The 21,795-nt window shown below is 67.4% G+C and carries 21 protein-coding genes and 1 pseudogene; 12 read left to right on the forward strand and 10 right to left on the reverse strand.

The genetic code is table 11. The features are described 5' to 3' along the window. The first annotated feature begins 2 nt into the window (after positions 1-2). Positions 3-224: a hypothetical protein gene (locus ACWF99_RS01530; protein WP_452533977.1), complete on the forward strand. Its 222-nt coding sequence runs from the start codon at positions 3-5 to the stop codon at positions 222-224. On the opposite strand, the gene ACWF99_RS01535 is transcribed toward ACWF99_RS01530, so the two are convergent. After that, the gene (locus ACWF99_RS01535; RefSeq protein WP_378628964.1) at positions 204-563 is read right to left on the reverse strand and encodes a hypothetical protein; all 360 of its coding nucleotides are present in this window, start codon (positions 561-563) and stop codon (positions 204-206) included. The two genes, ACWF99_RS01530 and ACWF99_RS01535, sit on opposite strands and share 21 nt — an antisense overlap. 189 nt (positions 564-752) lie before the next feature. After that, entirely contained in the window at positions 753-1,559 is an 807-nt protein-coding gene (gene proC / locus ACWF99_RS01540) for a pyrroline-5-carboxylate reductase (RefSeq protein ID WP_452533979.1), read from the reverse strand. Positions 1,560-2,363: 804 nt separating this feature from the next. Here proC and ACWF99_RS01545 point away from each other — a divergent pair. Then, positions 2,364-3,581, forward strand: a complete 1,218-nt coding sequence (locus tag ACWF99_RS01545) for a helix-turn-helix domain-containing protein (RefSeq protein ID WP_452533981.1) — start codon at positions 2,364-2,366, stop codon at positions 3,579-3,581. Positions 3,582-3,679: 98 nt separating this feature from the next. Here ACWF99_RS01545 and ACWF99_RS01550 read toward each other — a convergent pair whose 3' ends face one another. Beyond that, entirely contained in the window at positions 3,680-4,177 is a 498-nt protein-coding gene (locus tag ACWF99_RS01550; protein ID WP_452533982.1) for a MarR family winged helix-turn-helix transcriptional regulator, read from the reverse strand. Here ACWF99_RS01550 and ACWF99_RS01555 point away from each other — a divergent pair. Beyond that, positions 4,147-5,187 carry an NAD(P)/FAD-dependent oxidoreductase gene (locus ACWF99_RS01555; protein WP_452533984.1) on the forward strand — a complete coding sequence of 347 codons (1,041 nt, stop codon included), beginning with the start codon at positions 4,147-4,149 and terminating at the stop codon, positions 5,185-5,187. The two genes, ACWF99_RS01550 and ACWF99_RS01555, sit on opposite strands and share 31 nt — an antisense overlap. 173 nt (positions 5,188-5,360) lie before the next feature. Beyond that, a complete protein-coding gene (locus ACWF99_RS01560) occupies positions 5,361-6,059 on the forward strand; it encodes a GNAT family N-acetyltransferase (RefSeq protein ID WP_452533986.1) in 699 nt (232 codons plus the stop codon). 1 nt (position 6,060) lies between these two features. Here the strand turns inward: ACWF99_RS01560 and ACWF99_RS01565 are convergent, their stop codons facing one another. The 3 genes from ACWF99_RS01565 to ACWF99_RS01575 all read right to left on the reverse strand — a co-directional run bounded on the left by ACWF99_RS01565 (position 6,061) and on the right by ACWF99_RS01575 (position 8,678). Continuing rightward, positions 6,061-7,212 (reverse strand): glycosyltransferase, encoded by a 1,152-nt coding sequence (locus ACWF99_RS01565; protein ID WP_452533988.1) that lies wholly within the window; start codon positions 7,210-7,212, stop codon positions 6,061-6,063. Between the two features lie 62 nt (positions 7,213-7,274). Then, entirely contained in the window at positions 7,275-7,922 is a 648-nt protein-coding gene (locus tag ACWF99_RS01570) for a CPBP family intramembrane glutamic endopeptidase (RefSeq protein ID WP_378629001.1), read from the reverse strand. Positions 7,923-7,931: 9 nt separating this feature from the next. Continuing rightward, positions 7,932-8,678 (reverse strand): SIR2 family NAD-dependent protein deacylase, encoded by a 747-nt coding sequence (locus tag ACWF99_RS01575; RefSeq protein ID WP_452533990.1) that lies wholly within the window; start codon positions 8,676-8,678, stop codon positions 7,932-7,934. A 134-nt stretch (positions 8,679-8,812) separates the two neighbouring features. Between ACWF99_RS01575 and ACWF99_RS01580 the strand changes: the two genes are divergently transcribed. Then, a complete protein-coding gene (locus ACWF99_RS01580; RefSeq protein WP_452533991.1) occupies positions 8,813-9,550 on the forward strand; it encodes an SCO6745 family protein in 738 nt (245 codons plus the stop codon). A gap of 5 nt (positions 9,551-9,555) precedes the next feature. Here ACWF99_RS01580 and ppk2 read toward each other — a convergent pair whose 3' ends face one another. Beyond that, positions 9,556-10,491, reverse strand: coding sequence for a polyphosphate kinase 2 (ppk2, locus tag ACWF99_RS01585; RefSeq protein WP_378629995.1), 936 nt, complete (start codon positions 10,489-10,491; stop codon positions 9,556-9,558). A gap of 244 nt (positions 10,492-10,735) precedes the next feature. On the opposite strand from ppk2, the gene ACWF99_RS01590 reads away from it, so the two are divergent. The 7 genes and pseudogenes from ACWF99_RS01590 to ACWF99_RS01620 all read left to right on the forward strand — a co-directional run bounded on the left by ACWF99_RS01590 (position 10,736) and on the right by ACWF99_RS01620 (position 18,702). Then, positions 10,736-12,214, forward strand: a complete 1,479-nt coding sequence (locus tag ACWF99_RS01590) for a sugar porter family MFS transporter (RefSeq protein ID WP_378629005.1) — start codon at positions 10,736-10,738, stop codon at positions 12,212-12,214. Between the two features lie 244 nt (positions 12,215-12,458). Further along, positions 12,459-12,776, forward strand: a pseudogene (locus ACWF99_RS01595) (glycoside hydrolase family 65 protein); the annotation flags it as partial. Between the two features lie 35 nt (positions 12,777-12,811). After that, positions 12,812-14,701, forward strand: coding sequence for a glycoside hydrolase family 65 protein (locus ACWF99_RS01600; protein ID WP_452533993.1), 1,890 nt, complete (start codon positions 12,812-12,814; stop codon positions 14,699-14,701). Further along, positions 14,698-15,456 (forward strand): HAD family hydrolase, encoded by a 759-nt coding sequence (locus ACWF99_RS01605; protein WP_452533994.1) that lies wholly within the window; start codon positions 14,698-14,700, stop codon positions 15,454-15,456. Before ACWF99_RS01600 ends, ACWF99_RS01605 begins: the two co-directional genes overlap by 4 nt. Before the next feature lie 137 nt (positions 15,457-15,593). After that, a complete protein-coding gene (locus ACWF99_RS01610) occupies positions 15,594-16,820 on the forward strand; it encodes a hypothetical protein (RefSeq protein ID WP_452533995.1) in 1,227 nt (408 codons plus the stop codon). A 142-nt stretch (positions 16,821-16,962) separates the two neighbouring features. Beyond that, complete coding sequence (locus ACWF99_RS01615) at positions 16,963-18,039, forward strand: metallophosphoesterase (protein ID WP_452533996.1); 1,077 nt, start codon at positions 16,963-16,965, stop codon at positions 18,037-18,039. A 45-nt stretch (positions 18,040-18,084) separates the two neighbouring features. Continuing rightward, positions 18,085-18,702: a class I SAM-dependent methyltransferase gene (locus ACWF99_RS01620; protein ID WP_452533998.1), complete on the forward strand. Its 618-nt coding sequence runs from the start codon at positions 18,085-18,087 to the stop codon at positions 18,700-18,702. A 9-nt stretch (positions 18,703-18,711) separates the two neighbouring features. Here the strand turns inward: ACWF99_RS01620 and ACWF99_RS01625 are convergent, their stop codons facing one another. The 3 genes from ACWF99_RS01625 to ACWF99_RS01635 all read right to left on the reverse strand — a co-directional run bounded on the left by ACWF99_RS01625 (position 18,712) and on the right by ACWF99_RS01635 (position 21,773). Further along, positions 18,712-19,650, reverse strand: coding sequence for a sigma-70 family RNA polymerase sigma factor (locus ACWF99_RS01625; RefSeq protein ID WP_452534000.1), 939 nt, complete (start codon positions 19,648-19,650; stop codon positions 18,712-18,714). A gap of 10 nt (positions 19,651-19,660) precedes the next feature. Next, positions 19,661-20,845 (reverse strand): NAD(P)/FAD-dependent oxidoreductase, encoded by a 1,185-nt coding sequence (locus ACWF99_RS01630; RefSeq protein WP_378629016.1) that lies wholly within the window; start codon positions 20,843-20,845, stop codon positions 19,661-19,663. A gap of 79 nt (positions 20,846-20,924) precedes the next feature. Then, complete coding sequence (locus ACWF99_RS01635; protein ID WP_452534002.1) at positions 20,925-21,773, reverse strand: alpha/beta fold hydrolase; 849 nt, start codon at positions 21,771-21,773, stop codon at positions 20,925-20,927. Positions 21,774-21,795: the final 22 nt, after the last annotated feature.

The raw sequence follows: 21,795 nt of genomic DNA on the forward strand, positions 1-21,795 counted from the left end.
CGATGAAAGGTCAGACGAGTACCGCCCGGTTGTTGACACTGTTCGGTGGCGTCGCGCTCGTGATGCTGATGGTCAACTGGAGCCTGATGCGCGCGGTCGCGTTCGCGGTGATCTGGGCGGTCGCGGCGGGCGTGCTGGTGTTGCGCGACCGGCGCCGTGGTGTCGAGGCCACCTCGCCCGCCGCGGTTTCCGACCCAGGCGTCTCAGACTCCGGCGAGCGCTGAGGCCAGATCCGGCACATCCAGGGCCTGCATGGCCTGCTGGCGCACATCAGCGCAGTGCTGCTGGGTGACGGCATCGATCACCTCGCGATTGCGAGCCACCGCCACGTTGATGCCGCCGCTGCGCACCGCCCAGTTCTGCACTGTGGCGTTGAACGACACGCGCGCCACAGTGACTCCCTGCGCACGCCAATTATCGAGATCCGGGGCCATCATCTCGCACAGGTGCGCGGCCGCCTCATCGGAGATTTCAGGTGCGCCCTCGGCCGACGGTGGCAAACCGGGATCAGGTGCCTCGGTGCTGGTAGCGCAGCCGGCGACAACCAGCAGCCCGATCAGCACGGCCCCTCGTAGATGTGTGAACACGACGCTGTCCCTCCGGTAGAGGTTTGTCCTTGCTCAGTGCGAATGCCCGCCTTGGTGCGACTCAAACAGTGGTCGAGCACCGGAAATCGCTGGGGGAGGTAGGGATTCGGACAGCCAATTTGGAACCGATCCGGCCGGCCCCGTCAACCACAACCAAGAGCGAGGCTAGTTCGACATCGCGCCCAGTTCGGCCGAACGGCGTTCTGCCGCGATCAATGCCTCACCGAAAGCCGAACGCACACCACCCCGCTCGAGTTCTCCCACCGCCGCCGCGGTCGTTCCCGCGGGTGAGGTGACCGCAGCGCGCAACTCCACGGCAGGCCGGCGCGACTCCGTCAACAACGCGGCCGAACCGAGCATGGTCTGCTGCACCAACTGGGCAGCTACCTCCCGGGACAGACCCAGCTGCACCGAGGCGTCGATCATGGCCTCGATCACCAGAAAGAAGTACGCGGGCCCCGAACCCGACACTGCGGTCACCGCGTCCATCTGCGACTCGGCGACCGTCACCACCTTGCCGACGGCCTCCATCACATCACCGACCAGCCGCAACTGCTCCTCGCTACAGTGACGGCCCGCCGCGATGGCGCTCATGCCCTGGCCGACCAGCATCGGGGTGTTCGACATAACCCGCACCACCGGGAAACCGGCGGGCAGCTCAGCTTCCATCCGTGCCGTCGACACACCCGCGGCCAGCGACACCAGCACCTGATCGCGCGCCCTGCCGACCATCGACTCGGCCAGTTCGGTGAGCACGCCGTCCACATCGCGCGGTTTCACCGCGATCACTATCAGATCCGCATTCTCGGTCGCATCCGCGAGGCTGGTCATCGCCCGAATGCCGAACCGCTCGATCCGCGCCAGCACCCGCCCCACAACCACCAGATCCTCACGTGCCCAACCGGATTCGAGAAGCCCAGCAATCAACGCCTCCCCGATCCGACCACCACCGATCACCGCAATCCTCGCCACAAAACGCAAGGTTAGCGGACGAGTTCCCGGACACGACCCGCTCACCGAACACCCGCCGCGCCTCCCTGTCGGGCCGACGCGACTGATCGCTGACGAAATCGAGTTCTCCCGAGCTGAAACCGAGAGATTGATCGTCGTGCGGTCACCGATGATCTACTCGACGCTGCCGATCGCTAGACCGTCAGAGGATGGCCGCCAAGCTGGTTCACCCGAAACCTCATGCACACGAACCAATCCCATCGCAACCAACTGTTCGAGGTACATCTCGGTACGGCGAACCGAGTGGCTCAACTTCGAGGCGAGGTCAGGAGTGGTGATCGGCGCTGTCGGGGAGAACTCGCACAAGCTGGTCAAAATCCAGTCCTGGCAGTGAGTCAGGTGATCCTCGCTCATCACGAGCCCCTGACCTGTTGTGCGCGTTCGTCGAGAACCATCCGCTTCTGCTCCACCAGGGCGGTTCGGGCACGTCGCCGACACCGGCACGTGTCGACCGCGCATTCCAGATGGACTTGCATCACCCGATGAGCTTGTTCGGCGGTCAGCGGACCAGGATCGCGCCCACAGAGGAGTATGCCGTTCATTGCGCGGCAGCAATCCGGCCGACGATGATTCTGGAATCGACTGTGGTCATTGACGTTTGCCTTCACCGTGGGATTCGGGAAAGGCGAGCAGACTTGGTAGCCCGGCGATTGACATGCCGCAACGTTAAGGTCGGCGAAGACGAGGTATGGGGAGGATTTCGCCCCCTATGCCACCTAGACTGGGCACATTGCTTTCCACGCCCGCCGTGAAGGGGTACGGAACATGGAAGATCACGCCCCGATCGGGCTGCGCATCAAACGCCACCGCGAGCGTGCGGGAATCAGTCGGCCGGTGCTCGGCGACCGGATCAACCGGTCATCTGACTGGGTGAAGCAGATCGAGAACGGGGTGCTGCAACCACCGAAGCTGCCGATGCTGTTGGCCATCGCTGACGCCCTGGGGCTGGCCGACCTTGCCGACCTGACAGGCAACGGGCACGCCGTCTCGGTGAATCTGTACGCGGGGGCGAGACACGAGGCCCTCGGCGACGTCCAAGCCGCACTCACGGATTTCCGTCGGCCTTCGCCCGGTCGCACCCACAACGCTGCGCACCTGGCCGAGCGGCTACGCCTGGCTTGGGAGGTCCGGCACGCCAGCCCCGATCACCGCACACAGCTCGGCAGGATCCTGCCGAGTCTGATTCGCGACGCCCAGGAGGCGGCGCGCGCACCAGACCCCGGCCGACGGGAGGCACGTCGAGTCCTGGCTGGCGTCTATCAACTGGTGGACTTTTTCGTGGCCTATCAGCGGGACAGTTCGTTGGTCTGGATGGTCGCGGACCGCGCGTTGGAGCAGGCATACGAAGCAGACGACCCGTACCTCGTCGCTGCGTCCTCGTGGTCGATGGTGCAGGCGCTGCGGGACTCGGGCCGATGGGATGAGGCTCTCGCCCTGATCGAATCGGGTACCGAAATCCTCGCCCCCTACCTGGATCGCGACAACACTCCCGACGATTGGCGGGGTATCACCGGTGCCTTGCAAGCCGAGGCGGCTCTGGTGCATGCTCGCCGCGGCCGTCACGGAGATGCGTGGTCGGCGTGGGACCGTGCCGACCGCTGGGCGAAGCGGTTGGGCCCGGACTATCGTCACATTCAAACCAGCTTCGGGCAGGCAGTGCAGGGCGCGAATGCGGTCACCCTCGGCGTGGATCTGCGTCGATCCGGGGAAGCGCTACGGGCGGCGCGTGCGCTCGAGGAGGAAGCGATCGTGTCGGTGCCGCGTAGGGCACGTCATCTGATCGAGGTGGCCCGCGCCTACCATCAGCGCGACGAGGGCGCTGCCGTGCTGGCTTTGTTGAACAAAGCGCACCGCACCGCATCTGAGACGATCGGCTTCAACGGGTTCGCCAAGGAGCTGTTGCTGGGGCTGTCGAAGCGCCCACCTGTGGGAATGGCGAAGGACGTGCGCGAGTTGTGCCAGCGCGTTGGCGTGGGGGCCTGAGTTGTCCTGCCCTCGGGTCCACGCACCGCTTCGGCGGCGAGCGTAGGCGGGGTTCGAACGCCTGCCAGTCGCCTTCGGCGTCGTGACCGGTCGCGGTCTCAGCGGTCGCTTCGAGCTTCGAGACTCCGGGCGAGGTGGTCCAAGCCCTGTAGTACTGCGGAATGTTGTTGATCCAGGTCGGCGAGCAGCTGTGCGTGGGCTTCGAGTTCGCGGGGGAAGACCTCGTCGATCAAGCCAATTCCCGCTGGGGTGAGGCGGATCAGGGTCGATCGTCGATCGGTCGGGTTCTGGGTGCGGGTGAGCAGTCCTCGCCGCTCGAGTTTGGTGAGTGTTTTTCCGACGCCGGCCCTGGACATGCCGAGGTGTTCGGCCAGTCGGATCGCGGTGAGGGGTGGGTCGGCGTACCGAAGGGGTACCAGTAGGCCCACCTCTGCCGTGGTGATGTGGGCTTCGGCGTAGATGTCCTCCACGGCACGGTCGAGCAGGGCGGAAATGCGTTTGATCTGGCCGACCACCACCATGGCGGACGTGTCGAGGTCGGGGTTTCGGACACGCCAGAGATCGGATGTCCGTTCTCGGAGCGACTTTTCGGCCATTACCTCTCCTTTTGTTAACTAGTAAACAATTCGGTACGTTCGGAGCGTACCCGGACGGTGACAAGGTCGCGCGGAGTGGTCGAGGGGGAATTGTGGTTCACGATGTCGTGGTGGTCGGTGGAGGTGCGGCAGGTCTGAGTGCCGCGCTGGTTTTGGCTCGATCGTGTCGGCAAGTAGTGCTCATCGACTCCGGTGAACCTCGAAACATGGCTGCCGAGACGACGCATGGCTTCTTGACACGAGACGGAGTCGCGCCCGAGCAGTTGCTGGCGACAGGCGGCGCGGAGGTGCGCCGCTACGGCGCACAGGTGCTGGCGGACCGAGTCGTGGACATCGCCGCGGTCGACAGACATTTCTCGGTGGAGACCGAAACCGGGGCCGCCGTTGCGGCGCGGGCTGTGGTTGTGGCGACGGGTCTGCGCGATGAACTGCCGGCGATCCCCGGAGTTCGCGAGCAGTGGGGAAAGGGGGTTCTCCACTGTCCGTACTGTCACGGATACGAGGTGCGGGACGCGCCGCTGGCGGTTCTGGGTGGTGCGAACAGGGCATTTTCCGTGCACCAGGCGTCGCTGGTGCGTCAGTGGTCCGACGACGTCCTCTTCTTCCCGCACGAGATCGTGTTGTCGGCGGATGAGCGCCGCCGGTTGTCCGCGCGCAATGTTCACGTTGTCGAAGGCGAGGTGAACCGAGTTGTTGCGCACGACGGTCGCCTCCACGGCGTGGAACTCGCATCGGGACAGCTCATTACGCGGACGGCGGTCTTTGTCGGGCCGCGTTTCACTCCCCGTGACGATCTGCTCACTCGGCTGCGATGCGCGGTCGGCGACGACGGTTGGGTCGCGGTCGATGCCACCGGGCGCACCAGCGTCGCTGGTATCTGGGCCGCGGGCAATGTCGCCGATTCGCCTGCACAACTCGTCCACGCCGCGGCCGCGGGATCCAGAGCCGCTGTGGCGGTGAATCACTATCTGCTGGAACTGGATATCCAGCTTTCGCTCGCCGAGCACTGACTCGGTCCGCTCGTTGCGTGGGCGGTTCCCGGAGGGGTGGCGGCGGACGGTGGTGGGGCGGTTGCGGGATGTGTTCGAGGACAGGGGGTCGGAATCGTGGTGAGCGCAAACGGTGACCGGTGGTTGTGTGCTCGGCTAACGTTTCGGCGGTCGGGTTGCCTGGTGAGGAGAGTGTGTTGACCGTCGACGTCGATATCGCGGTGCATCCGCTCGATGATCCGGTGCGGGCTTCGTTGCGGGGCGAGCACAGTCGTTTCGCGCAGTGGACGGGGCGGATCGGGCGCTATGAGCCGGAAGTCGCGCGATTCGTTGGGCATCCGGCGGTGTTGGATGAGCAGGATTGGACTGATCTGGGCGCTGTGCTCGGGTCGGGCGGCAGTGCTGGAATTCGCGGGATCGGGCATGCGGTGCCGGCGGGGTGGACGGTGCTCGCCGAGTTCGACACCGTGCAGATGGACGGCGCGCGATTGCGGGTTTCCCTCGATCCTGAGCTCGAAAGACTCACACCCGCTGATGTTCCCGAAATCCTAGGGCTGATCGCCCGAACCGAACCGGGCCCGTACGCGCCGCGGACCATCGAAATGGGCACCTATCTCGGACTGCGGGTCGAGGGCCGGTTGGTGGCGATGGCGGGGGAGCGGCTGCATCCTCCGGGGTGGACCGAGATCAGCGCGGTGTGCACTGATGTCGACTTTCGGGGGCGGGGTATCGCCTCGCGGCTGATTCGGGCGGTCGGGGCCGGAATTCGCGCGCGGGGTGAGACGCCGTTTCTGCACGCGGTCGCACACAACACGACGGCGATCAGTCTGTACGAGACGCTGGGCTTCACCGTGCGCAAGAAGTCGAAGCTCACGCTGGTGCAAGCGCCCTAGCTCACCGGGTGCCGGCCGATCGGGTCACCTCGTCGGCGATGTCGATGACACCGGGCATCGCGGCGATCTCGGCGGCGACCGCCCGCGCGCTGGCCGCCAGGTCGGGATCAGAGATCAGGGCGTTGAGGTGGGCGGCGGTGATCGAACGGGCAGGCACCGACAGTCCGGCGCCGCGCCGCTGCACCGAGATCGCATTCCACGCTCGGTCGCCCGGTGCGGGGGTGGCGATCTGAGGGATGCCGGCGTGGAGGGCGGCATAGACCGAACCGGCGCCCGCGTGGTTGACCATGGCAGTGCAGTGGGGCAGAGCTTCGTGCAGGGCGATCCACCCGGTCGTGCGGATGTTCGCGGGAAGTGCGGTGTTGCGCACTGTCTTTCGATCGGGCCGCACGATGACGATGTCGGCATCGACATACGGTGCGGCGCGCACGATCGCACCTAGCATCGTGTCCGGACCGTCGCCGAGCATGGTCGAGCGGGTGACGAGAATGCGTCGGCGCGTGGACGGTTCGCGCAGGAATGCGGGTGTGTCCGCGCCCGGAGTGGAGTACGGGGTATAGCGCAACGGCTGCCCGTCGACACAGGCGATGCTGGGCGGGGCGATGGACAGGGTGCTCGCCGGTGCGGGCAGGGCGGCGTCGGTGAGCAGACGCAGGAGTTCGCGGCGGATGACGGTGCCGTTGTCGAGGGCGATGTTGTGCAGGACCGTGGGTACGCCGAGCCGGTCGGCCACGATCGCCGCCGCCGACGCGAACGGCTCGTGCACGATCACTTCGGGCCCGAACTCGGTGGCGGCACGCAGCAGCGGCTCGATCATCGGCCGATTGGTGACCGCGAACACGTGGGCACCGCCGCGCGCATCCGCCATCCCCTGCCCCGATCGCCACGCCAGCACCGGATGCCTGCCCAGCCCCCGCACCGCGGCACGCAGATAGTCGATCGGCGGGGCAACCTCGGCGACCGGCAATCGCGCCCGCACCACCGCGGCCGCGTCGCCGCCGGTGGCCACCATGACCTCGTGCCCGCGCTCGCGCAGAGTTTCGGCCAGCGGCATCATCGGGAACAGATGCCCGATCAACGGCATCGCCACGAACAGCACTCGCATCCGGTCTCCGTCATCGCCCTCGGCGGCCGCGGTCTCGACCCCCACCATCCAAGCACTACGGCGCAACGATGCCGATAGTTCACCTCGCCTCTCCCCGCATCGAGGCAGTGTTACGCGGCCGCGGCACCGTGATAGAACAAGTCGCCGAGGCCGACGGTGAAGACGAGGATGCCGTAGAGAGCGTGCTCCACCGAGGTGGTGAGCAGCGAGCGGGTGCGCCGATAGCGGGCTGCGAAGAGAGCCCCGGCCGCCGTGCTCAGCAGCACCGAGATCCAGTTGCCGACGATGAAGTGGGCGAAACCGAACGCGAGGGCGCTGGCGGCGATCATGCGCGGACCGTCGCCGAAGATCGGGGCGTAGCGGTGGAACAGGAACGCGCGGAAGAGCAGTTCCTGCGGATAGACGCTGACCAGCGGATAGAACACCAGGACCAGCACCCAGATCAGGGGACGTTCGCGCGGTAGATCGAACAGCGAGCCGGGCCGCGACAGCGCTACCGCGGCGGTGAGGGCGAGGGCCGAGATCGCCCAGAGTGCGAGGATGCCGGGCAGGGCGGGGCGCAGTGCGTCGGCTCGCCAGAAGTTGCGGCGGTCGAAACCGGTGCGGCGCAGATAGATCACAATGACGACGGTGATCACCGCAAGGAACGGCAGCGGGCTCACACCGCGCAGCAATACCGCGACCGAGCCGGTCAGGCCGAAGAAGAGGGCGACGAATTCGACTGTGAGCCAGGCATTCCGGCCGGTGTCGACGGTCATCTGCCGAGATTAGCCGCTGTGCTCGGCCTTCGTCGCGGCCAATGTTGCCAGCAGAGCGGGCAGGGCGGTGCCGATGGGTTCGCGGATGACCTCGTCGGCGAGTTCGTCATAGGGGGTGGGTTCGGCGTTGACGATGATCAGGCGGGCGCCGTGATCGGCGGCGACACCGGCCAGCGACGCGGCCGGCTGGACCTGCAGGCTGGTGCCGACGGCGATGAACACGGTGCAGGCCTGGGCGATCGCCATGGCGTGCGCGAGCACTTCGGGGTCGAGTGCTTGGCCGAACATGACCGTCGCGGTTTTGAGGATGCCGCCGCAGCGCAGGCAGGCGGGGTCGGGTTCGCCCGCGTTGACGCGGTCGAGAGCTTGCTCGGTGGTGGTGCGGTCGTCGCAGGACGTGCACAGCACCGTGCGGGCGTTGCCGTGCAGTTCGAGGACTTTGCGGTCGGGCAGGCCGGCGAGCTGGTGCAGCCCGTCGACGTTCTGGGTGATCACGCGCACCGCCGTCCCGGTGGCGGCGAGCGCGGTGACGGCCTGGTGGGCGGGGTTGGGCTGAGCGCGCCAGGCGGGGTGTTCGCCGCGCATGAGCCAGGATCGGCGGCGGATGTCGGGATCGGCCATGTAGTAGTCGTAGGTGACCAGTTTCTGGGCGTCGGGGTCGCGCTGCCACAGGCCCGCCGGGCCACGGTAGTCCGGGATTCCGCTGTCGGTGGAGACACCGGCGCCGGACAGAATCGCCACGAGCTGGTTGGTCATGGGATCCAGACTAGGGCCGGTCGAGCGGTGCGGTCGACGGGATTTCGGTCGTTGTCCTCGCGAAGGGCTACCCCATCTGGCTATGGAACGCTAAAGTCTGCCAGGAGTGGACAACAGTGGAAGGTGGCAGACGAATGACGTCGGCAACGGTCAAACGGCAGGTACTCGAACTCGGTGGGGCGTTCATGATCTCGCGCGAGGCCAGGGCGTTCGGGGAGACGACCGGTGTGGCCGGGTTTCACGGCGCCTACACGCGAGGCCGTGGCGGGGTGCTCGGTGACGTCGACGCCGACGTGGTGACCGCCGCCTTCGGCTTCTTCGAACCCGGATGCGTGCGTGCCGCCTGGGAATCGGTGCCGATGCCCGCCGCCGACGCCGCGGCGGAATACATGCTCGCGTGTCGCGATTTCGGGCAACGCAGACTGGCCGCGTTCGAGCAGGCCGACCGTCTCGCGTACCTGCTGGGCCGCGTGGTCGATGCCGCGCCCTCGACCGGATTGCCCCTGTTCGCCGGCTGGCGGGCGATGCCGGTGCCCGAGGACGGGCGGGCCGCGGTGCTGCAACTGACCCATGTGCTGCGCGAGCTTCGCGGCGGACTGCACCTGGTCGCGGTGATGGCCAACGGCCTCACCCCACTGCAGGCGATCCTGGTCGCGGGCTCCCCGATCCTCGACGGACCCGGCCACGCGAAATTCCTCGGCTGGACCGAACCGTTCGAGACGGTCACCGACGATGTGCGGGTGCGCTGGGACGCGGCGGAGAAGCTGACCGACGAACTGATCGCACCCTGCTTCGACGTCCTCGACGACGCCGAGCGCGACGAGCTCGCCACGCTGATGCTCGACGCGCACCGAGTCGCCTTGACTCGCTAGAACGTTCAGGAACCGATGACGTCGCGCCCGCGGCCCACGATCAGTGGGTCGGCGGTGCCGACGATCTCGACATCCTTGTTGCCGTAATCGAACCCGCTCAACACGTGCCGCATCGCGTTGAGCCTGGCACGCTTCTTGTCGTTGCTCTTGACCACGATCCACGGTGCGTGATCGGTGTCGGTGTGCTCGAAGTTCTCTTCCTTGGCCGCGGTGTAGTCGTCCCATTTGTCGAGCGAGGCCAGGTCCATCGGCGAGAGCTTCCAGTGCCGCACCGGGTCGACCTGGCGGATGGCGAAGCGGGTGCGCTGCTCGAGCGGCGAGACCGAGAACCAGAACTTGACCAGGTCGATACCGTCGTCGACGAGCATCCGTTCGAACAGCGGCACCTGCGACAGGAACCGTCGATGCTGTTCGGGCGTGCAGAAACCCATCACCCGTTCGACACCGGCGCGGTTGTACCAGGAGCGGTCGAACAGCACGATCTCGCCCGCGGCGGGCAGGTGCTCGACGTAGCGCTGGAAATACCACTGGGTGGATTCGCGCGCGGAGGGCTTTTCCAGTGCCACGACCCGGGCCCCGCGCGGATTCAGGTGCTCCATGAAGCGTTTGATGGTGCCGCCCTTGCCCGCGGCGTCGCGACCTTCGAACACGATGACGACGCGGCGGCCGGTCGCTTTGACCCAGTTCTGCAGTTTCAGCAGTTCGATCTGCAGTAACCGCTTGTCGAGGTCGTATTGCAGGCGCGAGAGGCGCTCGTCGTAGGGGTAGCCCTCTCGCCAGGTGTCGACGACCAGGCCGCCGGGTTCGGTGAGCAGGATCGGATCGTCGTCGTCGCTGTCGTCGACGGTGAATCCGGTGGTGTCGGCCAGGTTCACGACGGTCGCGAGATCGGCGATCTCGCTGACATCACGGGGGATCGGACGAATCTCGACATCGGTCATCCCCGTGACGCTAAATGGTGTGCGTGTCGCGAAGATGAACGTGCGGTGCCCAGCGCAGCGAAGCCACGCCGATCCCGCCGCACTGCGAACGGGCACGGCGCGCGTGTTCATTTTCTCGACGACAACACGGCGATGTGGGCTCGCTATCGTCAATTCCTGCAGATGGCACCTTGTTCGGGGCAGACTGTGGTCTCACGCCGCTACTCGCGAGGCACTGCTGCCCGCCGTGGAGAGGACGACGCCGATGCATGATGGAGGCTCCTTCACCGACCGGTCCGCTCTTCCCGATGGCGAGCCGGCCTCGGGCAGCCGCGTGATCCGGATCGCGTCCGTCGCGGCGCTGGGTGGATTGTTGTTCGGTTTCGACAGTGCTGTGATCAACGGGGCTGTCTCGGCGATCCAATCCGAATTCGATGTCGCCGATGCCGTTCTCGGCTTCGCTGTGGCCTCGGCGCTGCTCGGCGCCGCCGCGGGCGCCATGACCGCGGGCCGGATCGCCGACCGTATCGGCAGGCTCAAGGTGATGAGGATCGCCGCGGTCCTGTTCTTCATCAGCGCGGTGGTCACTGCTTTCGCGCCCGATGTGTGGATCCTGGTCGTGGGCCGGGTGATCGGTGGTCTCGGTGTCGGTGTGGCTTCGGTCATCGCCCCCGCCTACATCGCCGAGACCTCGCCCGCGCGGATCCGCGGCAGGCTCGGATCGCTGCAACAGCTGGCGATCGTGCTCGGCATCTTCCTGGCACTGCTGGTGGACTACGTGCTCGCCCACCTCGCGGGTGGCGCGAGCGAGATCCTGTGGTTCGGGCTCGAAGCCTGGCGCTGGATGTTCTTGTCCATGGTGGTGCCCGCGGTGGTATACGGCGTATTGGCCTCCACGATCCCGGAGTCGCCGCGCTACCTGGTCGCCACGCACAAGATCCCCGAGGCGCGGCGCGTGCTGTCGATGCTGTTCGGTGAGAAGAACCTCGAGCTCACCATCGGCCGGATCGAGGAGAGCCTGCGCAGCGATACCAAGCCGTCCTGGAAGGACCTGCGCCGACCGGCGGGCGGGCTCTATCCCGTCGTGTGGGTGGGGCTGATGCTGTCGGTGTTCCAGCAGGCGGTGGGCATCAACGTGATCTTCTACTACTCGAATGTGCTGTGGGAGGCCGTCGGCTTCGAAGAATCCCAGTCGTTCCAGATCAGCGTGTTCACCTCGGTGGTCAATATCGCCACCACGATCGTCGCGATCATGCTCATCGACAAGGTGGGCCGCAAACCGTTGCTGCTGACCGGCTCGATCGGCATGACCGTCACGCTGGCCACGATGGCGATCTGCTTCGGCGGCGCCGACCAGGTGCCCGACGCCGAAGGCGTCATGGAGCCACACCTGACCGGTGCGCTCGGCCCGATCGCGCTGGTCGCGGCCAACCTGTTCGTCGTCTTCTTCGGCATGAGCTGGGGCCCGGTGGTGTGGGTGCTGCTCGGGGAGATGTTCCCCAACCGGATCCGTGGCGCCGCGCTGTCGCTCGCGGCGGCAGGCCAGTGGGCGGCGAACTGGGCGATCACCGTCTCCTTCCCCAGCCTGAAAACCTTCTCGCTCGGCTTCGCCTACGGGATGTACGCGGTGTTCGCGCTGCTGTCGCTGGGCTTCGTCGCCAAGTTCGTGCCCGAGACCAAGGGGATGTCGCTCGAGGACATGGACGAGGCCGCCGGCTACGAACGGCCCATCGCCAGCGCCTGACCCTGCCCGAGTTTCCACCGGCTCGACCACGTCGTCACCATCGCAATGCGGTCATCGATCACCCTTCGACGAGGAAGGCTGTGTGATGCATTCGGCCTACGGCTACCCGGCGCAGACGAACCAGGCATCGCGCGCGGTCCGCGGCGGTGAGACTGTCAACGCCCGGACCCACACGAGCGAGACCACCTCGTGGACGGTGGTCGAGGATGCTTGGAACCCGCAGCGCGCCAACTACTTCGAGACGATGTTCACCATCGGCAACGGGCGCCTCGGAACCCGTGGATCGCTCGAGGAACGGCACACAGGGGCTTTGCCGGGCACGTTCATCGCCGGTGTCTACGACGCCTACGACTCCCCGGTCATCGATCTGGTGAACGCACCGGACTGGCTCGACAGCGAGGTCTTCGTCGACGGTCTGCGCCTGGACACCGAATCCGCGCAGGTGATCGAGCACCGTCGTGCACTGGATCTGCGCAGCGGAGTCCTGCACCGCGACACCGTGTTCCGGCTGACCGGCGGCGCGCGGGTCAGGCTGCGGACCGAGCGGTTCGCAAGCACCGCCGACCGGAATCTGTGCTGTCTGCGGATCGAAGTGACGTGCCTGGACCACGCGGGGGCGGTCACGGTGCGAACCGGTATCGACGCGAACCGGCGCAACCTCGAACGGTTGCGAACTACCACGAACAGACGGCATTCGGCTACGAACGCAAGTGGGACAAGTGGGCCAAGTCCACGCACCTGGTGTCGGTCGGTGCGGGATTCGACGGTGAGGTCGGTGTCATCGAAAGCCGCACCATCGACAGCGGGATCGACCTGGCCTACGCCTTCACCTGCTCCGCCGACAGCGGGCAGCGTCACCAGCGGGTCCGCCACGACGGCATCGAGGTGCAGTGGCATTGCGACGTGGGCGCAGACGAAACCGTGCGGGTCGACAAGCTCGTCGGTATCGCCACCAGCCGCGACTACCGAGCGGTGTACCCACCTCGGGCGCGCGCACTCGACACCGTCGCGCGCGCAGACTCGTTCGATACCGCCGCAGCGGCCAACCGGGCAGCGTGGGGTGAGCTGTGGGCCGGCGCCGATTGCGAAGTGGTCGGCGACGATCGGGTGACCCAGGCGCTGCGGTTCGCGATCTATCACCTGCTCATCGCCGCGAACCCCCACGATCCGACTGTGAGCATCGGCGCGAAAGCGCTGTCCGGCGAAGGCTATCGCGGGCACGTCTTCTGGGATACGGAGGTGATGCTGCTGCCGTTCTTCCTGTTCACCCAGCCCCGCGCTGCCCGCGCGCTGCTGGGCTACCGGCACCACACCCTGCCCGGGGCACGGGAAGTCGCCGCCGACAACGGAACCGGCGGTGCGCGCTATCCGTGGGAATCGGCCGATACCGGCCGCGAGGAATGTCCGCGATACACCCCGGACGGGAAAGACCGTTTCTACACGCGCGAAGAAGAACTGCACATCACGGCCGATATCGCCTACGCGATCATGCGCTACGCCGCCGTCACCGGCGATGACGACTACCTGTTCGGGGAAGGCGCCGAGATCCTGTTCGAGACCGCCCGATTCTGGGTGCAGCGGTGCGTCGAGGACGGCGATCGGCTCGCCCTCCGGACGGTGATGGGACCGGACGAGTTCCACTCCCACGTCGACAACAACGCGTACACGAACAGGCTGGTGCACTGGCATCTTCAGCAGGCGGCGGCGGTGTACGAACGGATGTCGCGGGAACGGCCCGAGCGTGTCCACGAGCTCATGGCCTCGATCGGGCTGGACGCGGGTGAGCCGGCCCAGTGGCTCGCCACCGCGGACCGGCTGCGGGCGCCGATCGATCCCGACTGCGGTGTCATCGAACAATTCGACGGCTATTTCGATCGCACGGTGGTGCCCATCGTCGACTGGGACGACAACGGGATGCCGCGACTTCCGGTCGGCTACAGCCCTTTCGACTGCGAGACCACCTCGCTGCTCAAACAGCCCGATGTGGTGATGCTGCTGCACATGCTGCCCGACGAATACTCGCCGGCCACCCGGCGGCTGAACTACGAGTTCTATGAGCAGCGCACGATGCACAAGTCCTCGCTCAGCCCGTCGATCCATGCGATCGTGGGGTTGCAGGTGGGCGATTGCCGCACGGCGGAAAGGTATTTCGAGCGGTCGGCGTTCGTCGATCTCGACGACAACCAGGGCAATACCGAAGAGGGAATCCACATCGCGTCGGCGGCGGGCACCTGGCAGGTCGCGACGCACGGCTTCGGCGGGTTGCGCGCCGACGCCGGCGGATTGCGCTTCGCACCCGCGCTTCCGTCGTCCTGGCAGCGGTTACGGTTCGCGGTGCACTGGCGGGGCCGGTCGGTGCGAGCCGATCTGGGGCACCGGGACGCGCGCTTCGAGCTGGTCGGTGCGGGGCCATCGGTGGAGATCACCGTGTGGGGTCGGCCGGTGACACTCGAACCCGGTGTCGTGGCCGAGGTCGGGGCGCCATGACGGGCGTCTTCGATGCGCAGGCAGTGCTGTTCGATCTCGACGGCGTCCTCACCGACACCGCGGCGGTGCATCGGCGGGCGTGGTCGGCGCTGTTCACCGAGTTCCTGCCCGCCATCGCGCCGGAGGCCGTCCCTTACACCGATGCCGACTACTTCGCGCTGGTGGACGGCAAAGCGCGCGCGGCGGGCGTGCGGTCGGTGCTCGCGTCGCGGGGCGTGAGCGTGCCCGACGGTGAGCTCGATGATCCACCCGACGCGCGGACGGTGCACGGGTTGGGAAACCGCAAGAACGTCGGTTTCACCGAGATCATCCGTGGTGACGGTGTCGAGGTGTTCGACGGGTCGTTGCGCCTGGTCGAGGCGCTCGCGGCCGCGGGTGTCCCGATGGCGGTGGTGTCGAGCTCACGTAATGCGGTGCTCGTGCTCGACACCGCCGGGCTGCTGGGCAGGTTCACGGTGGTGATCGACGGTGTGGTCGCCCACGACGAGCGCCTCGCGAGCAAACCGGCGCCCGACATGTTCCTCACGGCCGCACGGGGTTTGGGCGTGGATCCGGTACGCACGGTGGTGATCGAGGACGCGGTGTCGGGGGTCGAAGCGGGGCACCGGGGCGGATTCCGGGTGATCGGGGTCGACCGGGGGACCGGCGCCTCGGCGTTGGTAGCCGCCGGTGCCGACGTCGTTGTCAGCGACCTGGCGGATCTGCTCGAAGACCACAGGGGTCGGCGCAGGTCTGCCGCGGCGGAGGAGATCTGAGTTACTCGACTTAAACTGAACGAGCGTCCAAATTGGGCAAGTGTTCATGTGAACGGGACTGTTTCGGAAACCAGGCGGCAATAGGTTCGGATCGAACGATTCACCTTGTCACCCCCCCTGGTCGGAGATCACCGCGCATGCGAATGCCCTTGCCTCGCCGTGCCGCGCCCTGCGTCGGCTCCCTCACCGCCTTGACCCTTGTCGCGGGCATGATGCTCGCGCCCGGCACCGCAGCGGCCGAGGTTTCCCCGACCCTGGCCACGACGCCGATCAGCGATGCCACCGCCGTGTGCGCCAGCGGCGCACCGACTTTCGACGACGTGGTGACCGCCGCCGCCTCGGTGTTGCGCGGCACCGTCGGGCCCGCGCAGGTGCTCGCCTACGACCAGCAGGTCGCCGATTTCCGGGCCGGGATCGCCGCACTGCGGGTGCACCGCGACGGGTTGCCGCTGCGCCCGGAACAGGTTGGCGTACGGCCCGCCGAACTCGACGATCCGATCGTCACCTACCTGGTCAACGGTCTGGACGCGGTGCGCACCGGGCGCATCGACGAGACGATGTCGGTCTCGCAGCTGACCGTCAACGACGCCATCGAGGTGTTCATCCTGGCGACCGGCATCGTCAAGATCCCGGCCAAGCTCGTCGCGGGCATGGTGCCCACCGTCGGCATGTTCCTCGAGCCGGTGGTGGGCGCGATGTTCACCGGAACCAAGGCGCTGGCCCGCGCGGTGCAGGACTCGATCGACGCCGGCTGCGTGGCGCCGAACGTGTACCCGCCGCTCGAACTCGGCGACGCCGTCATCGAACCCGTGCAGGTTCCCCAGCCCATCGAGGATCTGGCCGCACTGGTCATGAATGCCGACGGCACCTGCACGCCCGTCGCGGAACTGACCCTGGCCACCGTCGTGGAGCGCGCACGCGCCTTCCTCGACAGTGGCGCCGTGGCGGTGGACCGGGTCGCGATGCACCAGGCCGCCGACGCCCTCCAGGAATTCCTGGCGAGCAACCGGGTCGCCAAGGTGATGCTGATGCGTCGCGCCGACGACCTCGGCCCGCTGGTCGAGGCCCTCGACCTGGGCCCGCTGACCTTCCTGGCCAACTTCGGCGCTGACCTGACCGAAGGCAAGGCCCTCGACACGGTGCCGTTGGCGCAGGTCCAGGTCGAGAATGCCTTCGATCTCGCGACGCTGACCCTCGACATCACCAGCTTGCTGTTCTCGGCGGGCACCACCATCGCCGGGTTCGCCGGCATCACCGAGACGGTCACCACGCCGCTGTCGATCGTGCAGAAACTGGTGTTCGCACCGACCGACTACGGCGCGCCGATCGTGCGCGGTGTCATCCAATCGATGTGCGCGGTGTAGTCGGGGCTTCGCTTCGCCGACATGCGCGCGGCTGACGAACGATCCGCGGCCGCGCCCGTTAGGCTGCGGCGGCGTCGCGATCATGTCAGTGTGCTTCGATCAGGTCAGTTGTCCAACAGAAGCCATTACCCAGAAGGTGACCATGCACGATCAGTTCTCGTCCGGAATCGGCCGTCGTGAAGTTCTGGCAGGCGCCGCCGGCGTCGTCGCGGGCCTGTCGCTGGTGGGGCTCACCCCCGCCGCGGCGGTGCCTGCCGAAGTGCCCAAGTTCACCCCGCAGGCCGGGCGTAACGTGCGGGTGCTGGTCACCGGTGACGCGGGCACCGGAACCCGCACCCAGTGGGCGGTCGCCGACGCGGCACGCGAATTCCACGCACGCCGGCCGTTCTCACTCGCGGTGGGTCTGGGCGACAACATCTACGACACCGGACCCAACGGGCCCGACGACGAACAGTTCGCCACCAAATTCGAGAATCCCAATGCGGGACTGGACATTCCGTGGGCCATGGTGCTCGGCAACCACGACACCAGCTCGGTGTTCCCCGGTGACGGCGGCTGGCTGGCACGCGGCAACTTCGAGGTGGCCTACCACGCGAAGTCACAGCGCTGGTGGATGCCGAGCCGCTACTACTCGGTGCGCGTGCCCGAACAGAACCCGGTCGTGGAGTTCTTCGTGCTCGACATCAACCCCCTCGCGGCCTACATCCCGCCGTTCCTCGACCCGTATTGGGCCGTCGACGGGCCGTACATGAACGAACAGCGCGCCTGGCTCGACACCGCACTCGCCGAGTCCACCGCGCCGTGGAAGATCGCCTGCACCCATCAGGCCTACATCAGCAACGGCCCGCACGGCGACGCGGGCAACTACGAGGGCCTGCCGGTCGAACCGATCAACGGCGTGCACGCCAAGCGCTTCTTCGAAGACCACGTGCTGGGCAAGGTGTCGTTTCTGCTGTCGGGCCACGACCACACCCTGCAGGTGCTCGAACCCACCCCGGCGACCAAGGGCACCCGCCAGATCGTGTCGGGCGCCGCGGGCAAGACCGCGGGCGGTCAGCCGCGGCTGACGAACGGTGCGCACAGCGCGCTGTACGAAACCCAGCACGAACTGGGTTTCATGGTCTTGGACCTCACCGCGGACTCGGCGAACCTCACAGTGCTCACTGTCGATCCGGCCTCGGGCGCGAGCACCGAGGTCTTCGACCGACGACTCGGCTGAGCGCCACCGGTGTAGAAAGCGCGGTGGCGGGAGGATGATCGGTGGATGGGCTTCTACACCGACCGGATCCTCCCGCACATCACCGACAAAGTCTGCGGCGTCGCCCAGAACGGGCCGCTGCGCGAGCGAACCTGCGCCGGGCTACACGGCGCGGTGCTCGAAGTCGGATTCGGGTCGGGCAACAACATCGGGTTCTATCCGGCCGCGGTCGAGCGGGTCAGCGGGATCGAGCCCGCCGACACCGCGTGGAAGATCGCCGCGAAACGTGTCGCGGGCAGCTCGACCCCGATCGAACGCGCGGGCCTGGACGGCCAGTCGCTGCCGTTTCCGGACGCCACCTTCGACACCGCCCTGTCCACCTTCACCCTGTGCACCATCCCCGACATCGCGGCGGCACTCGCCGAGATCGGCCGGGTCCTGCGGCCCGGTGGCACCTTGCACTTCGTCGAACACGGACTCGCACCGGAGGAATCGGTGCAGACCTGGCAGCATCGCCTCGACCCGATCCAGCAGAAGATCGCCGGCGGCTGTCACCTCTCGCGCGACATCGCGGGACTGATCACCCAAGCGGGTTTCGAGATCACCGAACTCGACCGGTTCTACCAGCCGGGTGCGCCGAAAGCATGGGCTGCGTTGTCCCTCGGCGTCGCGCGTTCTTCCTGAAACGGCCGATCACCACGATCGGACCAGCGGGGCGTCATGCTCGCGCCGCTGCCATTCGGCGGCGAGACGTCCCAGCCGGTGCGGTGCGGCGATGCTGCGCATGCCGGCGATCTTGTCCGCGCGCATCTCCAGGATCGCGACGCCGAGGACTCGATCGCCGAGCGTGACGAGCACGGCCGGGCAGCCGTTGGCCACGACGGCGTAGATCGATGGTGAGCCACCGGCGAGGCGTCGCTTGGCCGGACTCGGTGTGAAACCGGCCCGCACCGCGGTGGCCAGGCGTTGCGGGCTCGCGTAGCGGATCAGCTTCGCGGCCAGGCCGCCGACGCCGTCGGAGATGCCGGTCGCGTCATCGGTCAGCAGCGCGACCAGCCGATCGGTGCGACCCGAGGTGGCGGCCTCGATGAAGGCCTGGACGACCCGGCGGGCGGCGCCGTGATCGATGTCGATGGTGGTGCGCGCGACGGTGATCCGCCCACGCGCACGGTGGAGGTGTTGCTGACTCGCCGACACGGTGATGTCGAGGATGCCGGCGATCTCGGCATGGCGGTATGAGAAGGCCTCGTGCAGCACGTATACGGCACGTTCGGTCGGCGACAACCGTTCCATGAGCGTCAGTACCGCCAGAGTCACCGATTCACGCTGCTCGACGGTGTCGGCGGGCCCGAGCATCGGGTCGCCGTCGAGCAGCGGTTCGGGCATCCAGGCGCCGACCGCACGCTCGTGGCGCGCCTTGGCCGAGCGGAGCCGGTCCAGCGCCAGATTGGTGACGATCTTGGTCAGCCACGCCTCCGGCACCTCGACGTAGTCGCGGTCGGCGGCCTGCCACCGCAGGAACGCGTCCTGGACCGTGTCCTCGGCGTCGGCGGCCGAACCGAGCAGACGGTAGGCGATCGAGGCCAGCCGGTTGCGGCTGGCCTCGAAACGCGCCACGGTGGCAGTGTCCATGAGCACGACTCTAGGTCGCGACCACGGCGTGGGGTCGATCGGTGACCGCGCGGTAGCGGCGGCTGGGCATACCGAAGGTGGGATGGCTCAGACTCCACGGGTTGACCCCGAGGATCACCGCTTTGACGCGGGCGGCCGCTCGCCCGCGCAGGGCCCACGACTTCGATCGCGCGTCACCGTCGACCACCTGGAAGATCCCGTCCTTGCGGCCGAGGCTGATGTGGTTGCCCACATACGACAGTGAGGTCGTCGAGATCTTGCGCCCGGTCCGGTCCCCGACGATCGTGGCCGTGGCCTGCATGCTGGTGAATCCCGCGGACGCGCACGACATCGGCAACGGTAAACCGTTGTCGCCGATGACGAAGGCGCTGTCACCGGCGACGTAGACATCCGGGTGCGAGACCGACCGCATCTGCCGGTCGACGGTGATCTGGCCGTTGGGTTGCACCGCGAGACCGCTGGTCGCGGCGATCGCAGGCACGGCGAACCCGGCTGCCCACACCGTCGCCTGCGCGGGGAAAGCGGCGCCGTCGGCGGCCACCGCGCCCGCCGCGTCGACACGGGTGATGGTGGTGTTCTCGTGGACGGTGATCCCGAGCCGGTCGAAGGCGTCGAACAGGTGGCGGCGGGCTTTGCTGCCCAGCCACCCGCCGAGTTCGCCGCGGGTGGCCAGGCCGACCTGAAGCCCTGGATGGGATTCGGCGATCTCGGTGGCGGCCTCGATCGCGGTCAGGTTGCCGCCGACCACCAGGACCTTTCCGTCCGCGCCCAGCTCGGTCAGGCGGGCGCGCAGGCGCAGCGCGGCCGGGCGAGACGCCACGTGGAAGGCGTGCTCGGCGGCCCCGGCGACGCCGTGGATGTCGGCGGTACTGCCGAGCGAGTAGAGCAGGGTGTCGTATTCGAGCCTGTCGATGTCGTCGCCGTCGGCAATCGTGACCGTCCGGTGGTCGACATCGACGCCGCGCACCCGCGCTACCCGAAGCCGGATGCCGGTGCCCGCGAACATCTCCGCCAGCGGCAGGTGGCGCAGATTCTGCCCGGCGGCGAGTTGATGATTGCGCAGCCGCTCGGTGAAATCGGGTTCAGCGTTGACGACGGTGATCTCGAAGTCGTCGGAATGGAGTCGGCGGGCCAGTACCCCGGCGGAGAAGGCCCCGGCGTATCCGGCCCCGAGGACGACGATGCGGTGCTTCATGATTGGCTCCTGTCTGGTTCGCGTGCCATCTGAACGAGACAGCCGACGAAATCCTGACAGGATCGATCAGTGATGTGGGTCACGCGCGGGTGGCACGTGAGGTCGCGAGGAATTCGGTGATCGCGGTGGCGACGGCAGTGGGTTGGTCGAGCATCGACAAGACATAGGCATCGTCGATTTCGACCAGGCGCGACCGCGGGATCAGGGCGGCCAGGCGGGGGCCGTGGGAGCGGGGCATGACTTTGCCCGCGGACGACCACAGGACGAGGGTTTCGCCGGGGAAGTATTGCAGGGCTTCGGTGTTGGTGACGAGTTCGCGTTTGTCGAAACCGGAGCGGGTGTAGGCGAGCAGGTCGGCGCGGATACGGGGGTCGCGCAGGCCCGGTTCGGTCCAGGCGTGGACCAGGGCGTCGGGGAGGGGAGTTTTCGCCATCCAGCCGAACATCACGGGGCTGCGGCGCAGCCAGCCGATGCGCATCTGACGCAGGGCCAGGCTGATGCCGCCGGGCAGGGCTGAGGCGAGCGTGGCGGTTTTGCCCGGGAGGCCGGGTGGGAAGTTGTCGAAGGCTTCGCTGGGGAAGATGATCAAGCGCCCGACCCGTTCGTCGAGGCCGTAGGCGGTGAGGAACAGGGCCCCGCCCCAGTCGGAGTGCACGAGGGTGACATCGTGCAGGTCCAGTGCGGCGAGGAAGTCGGCGACGAGCTGGTTGAGGCCGCGCAAGCTCAGGTCGGTGCCCGGGCGCAGGGGCTCGGGGTGGGCGCCCAGCGGTAGGTCGGGCAGGACGTAGCGGAAGCCGGTGGGCAGGTGGTCGAGGACCGAGTCCCAGACCGTGTGGTTCATCAACAGCCCGTGTAGCAGGACCACCGGGGGTCCTTCGCCGCGTTCGCGGTAGTGGATCCGGCCCGCATCGAGTTCGACGGTCGCCATGACATCCTCCCTTGCGCTCCAC

The sequence above is a fragment of the Nocardia sp. NPDC055002 genome (assembly GCF_053608825.1).

What these genes read in the sequence shown, in the direction of transcription:
- ACWF99_RS01580 (WP_452533991.1), top strand. Translation starts at nt 8,813, where the DNA reads ATGACGTCGGCAACGGTCAAACGGCAGGTACTCGAACTCGGTGGGGCG.
- ACWF99_RS01605 (WP_452533994.1), top strand. Translation starts at nt 14,698, where the DNA reads ATGACGGGCGTCTTCGATGCGCAGGCAGTGCTGTTCGATCTCGACGGC.
- ACWF99_RS01545 (WP_452533981.1), top strand. Translation starts at nt 2,364, where the DNA reads ATGGAAGATCACGCCCCGATCGGGCTGCGCATCAAACGCCACCGCGAG.
- ACWF99_RS01615 (WP_452533996.1), top strand. Translation starts at nt 16,963, where the DNA reads ATGCACGATCAGTTCTCGTCCGGAATCGGCCGTCGTGAAGTTCTGGCA.
- ACWF99_RS01575 (WP_452533990.1), bottom strand. Translation starts at nt 8,678, where the DNA reads ATGACCAACCAGCTCGTGGCGATTCTGTCCGGCGCCGGTGTCTCCACC.
- ACWF99_RS01590 (WP_378629005.1), top strand. Translation starts at nt 10,736, where the DNA reads ATGCATGATGGAGGCTCCTTCACCGACCGGTCCGCTCTTCCCGATGGC.
- ACWF99_RS01620 (WP_452533998.1), top strand. Translation starts at nt 18,085, where the DNA reads ATGGGCTTCTACACCGACCGGATCCTCCCGCACATCACCGACAAAGTC.
- ACWF99_RS01555 (WP_452533984.1), top strand. Translation starts at nt 4,147, where the DNA reads ATGTCCGTTCTCGGAGCGACTTTTCGGCCATTACCTCTCCTTTTGTTA.
- ppk2 (WP_378629995.1), bottom strand. Translation starts at nt 10,491, where the DNA reads ATGACCGATGTCGAGATTCGTCCGATCCCCCGTGATGTCAGCGAGATC.
- ACWF99_RS01530 (WP_452533977.1), top strand. Translation starts at nt 3, where the DNA reads ATGAAAGGTCAGACGAGTACCGCCCGGTTGTTGACACTGTTCGGTGGC.
- ACWF99_RS01565 (WP_452533988.1), bottom strand. Translation starts at nt 7,212, where the DNA reads ATGGTGGGGGTCGAGACCGCGGCCGCCGAGGGCGATGACGGAGACCGG.
- ACWF99_RS01635 (WP_452534002.1), bottom strand. Translation starts at nt 21,773, where the DNA reads ATGGCGACCGTCGAACTCGATGCGGGCCGGATCCACTACCGCGAACGC.
- ACWF99_RS01550 (WP_452533982.1), bottom strand. Translation starts at nt 4,177, where the DNA reads ATGGCCGAAAAGTCGCTCCGAGAACGGACATCCGATCTCTGGCGTGTC.
- ACWF99_RS01625 (WP_452534000.1), bottom strand. Translation starts at nt 19,650, where the DNA reads ATGGACACTGCCACCGTGGCGCGTTTCGAGGCCAGCCGCAACCGGCTG.
- ACWF99_RS01610 (WP_452533995.1), top strand. Translation starts at nt 15,594, where the DNA reads ATGCGAATGCCCTTGCCTCGCCGTGCCGCGCCCTGCGTCGGCTCCCTC.
- ACWF99_RS01630 (WP_378629016.1), bottom strand. Translation starts at nt 20,845, where the DNA reads ATGAAGCACCGCATCGTCGTCCTCGGGGCCGGATACGCCGGGGCCTTC.
- ACWF99_RS01570 (WP_378629001.1), bottom strand. Translation starts at nt 7,922, where the DNA reads ATGACCGTCGACACCGGCCGGAATGCCTGGCTCACAGTCGAATTCGTC.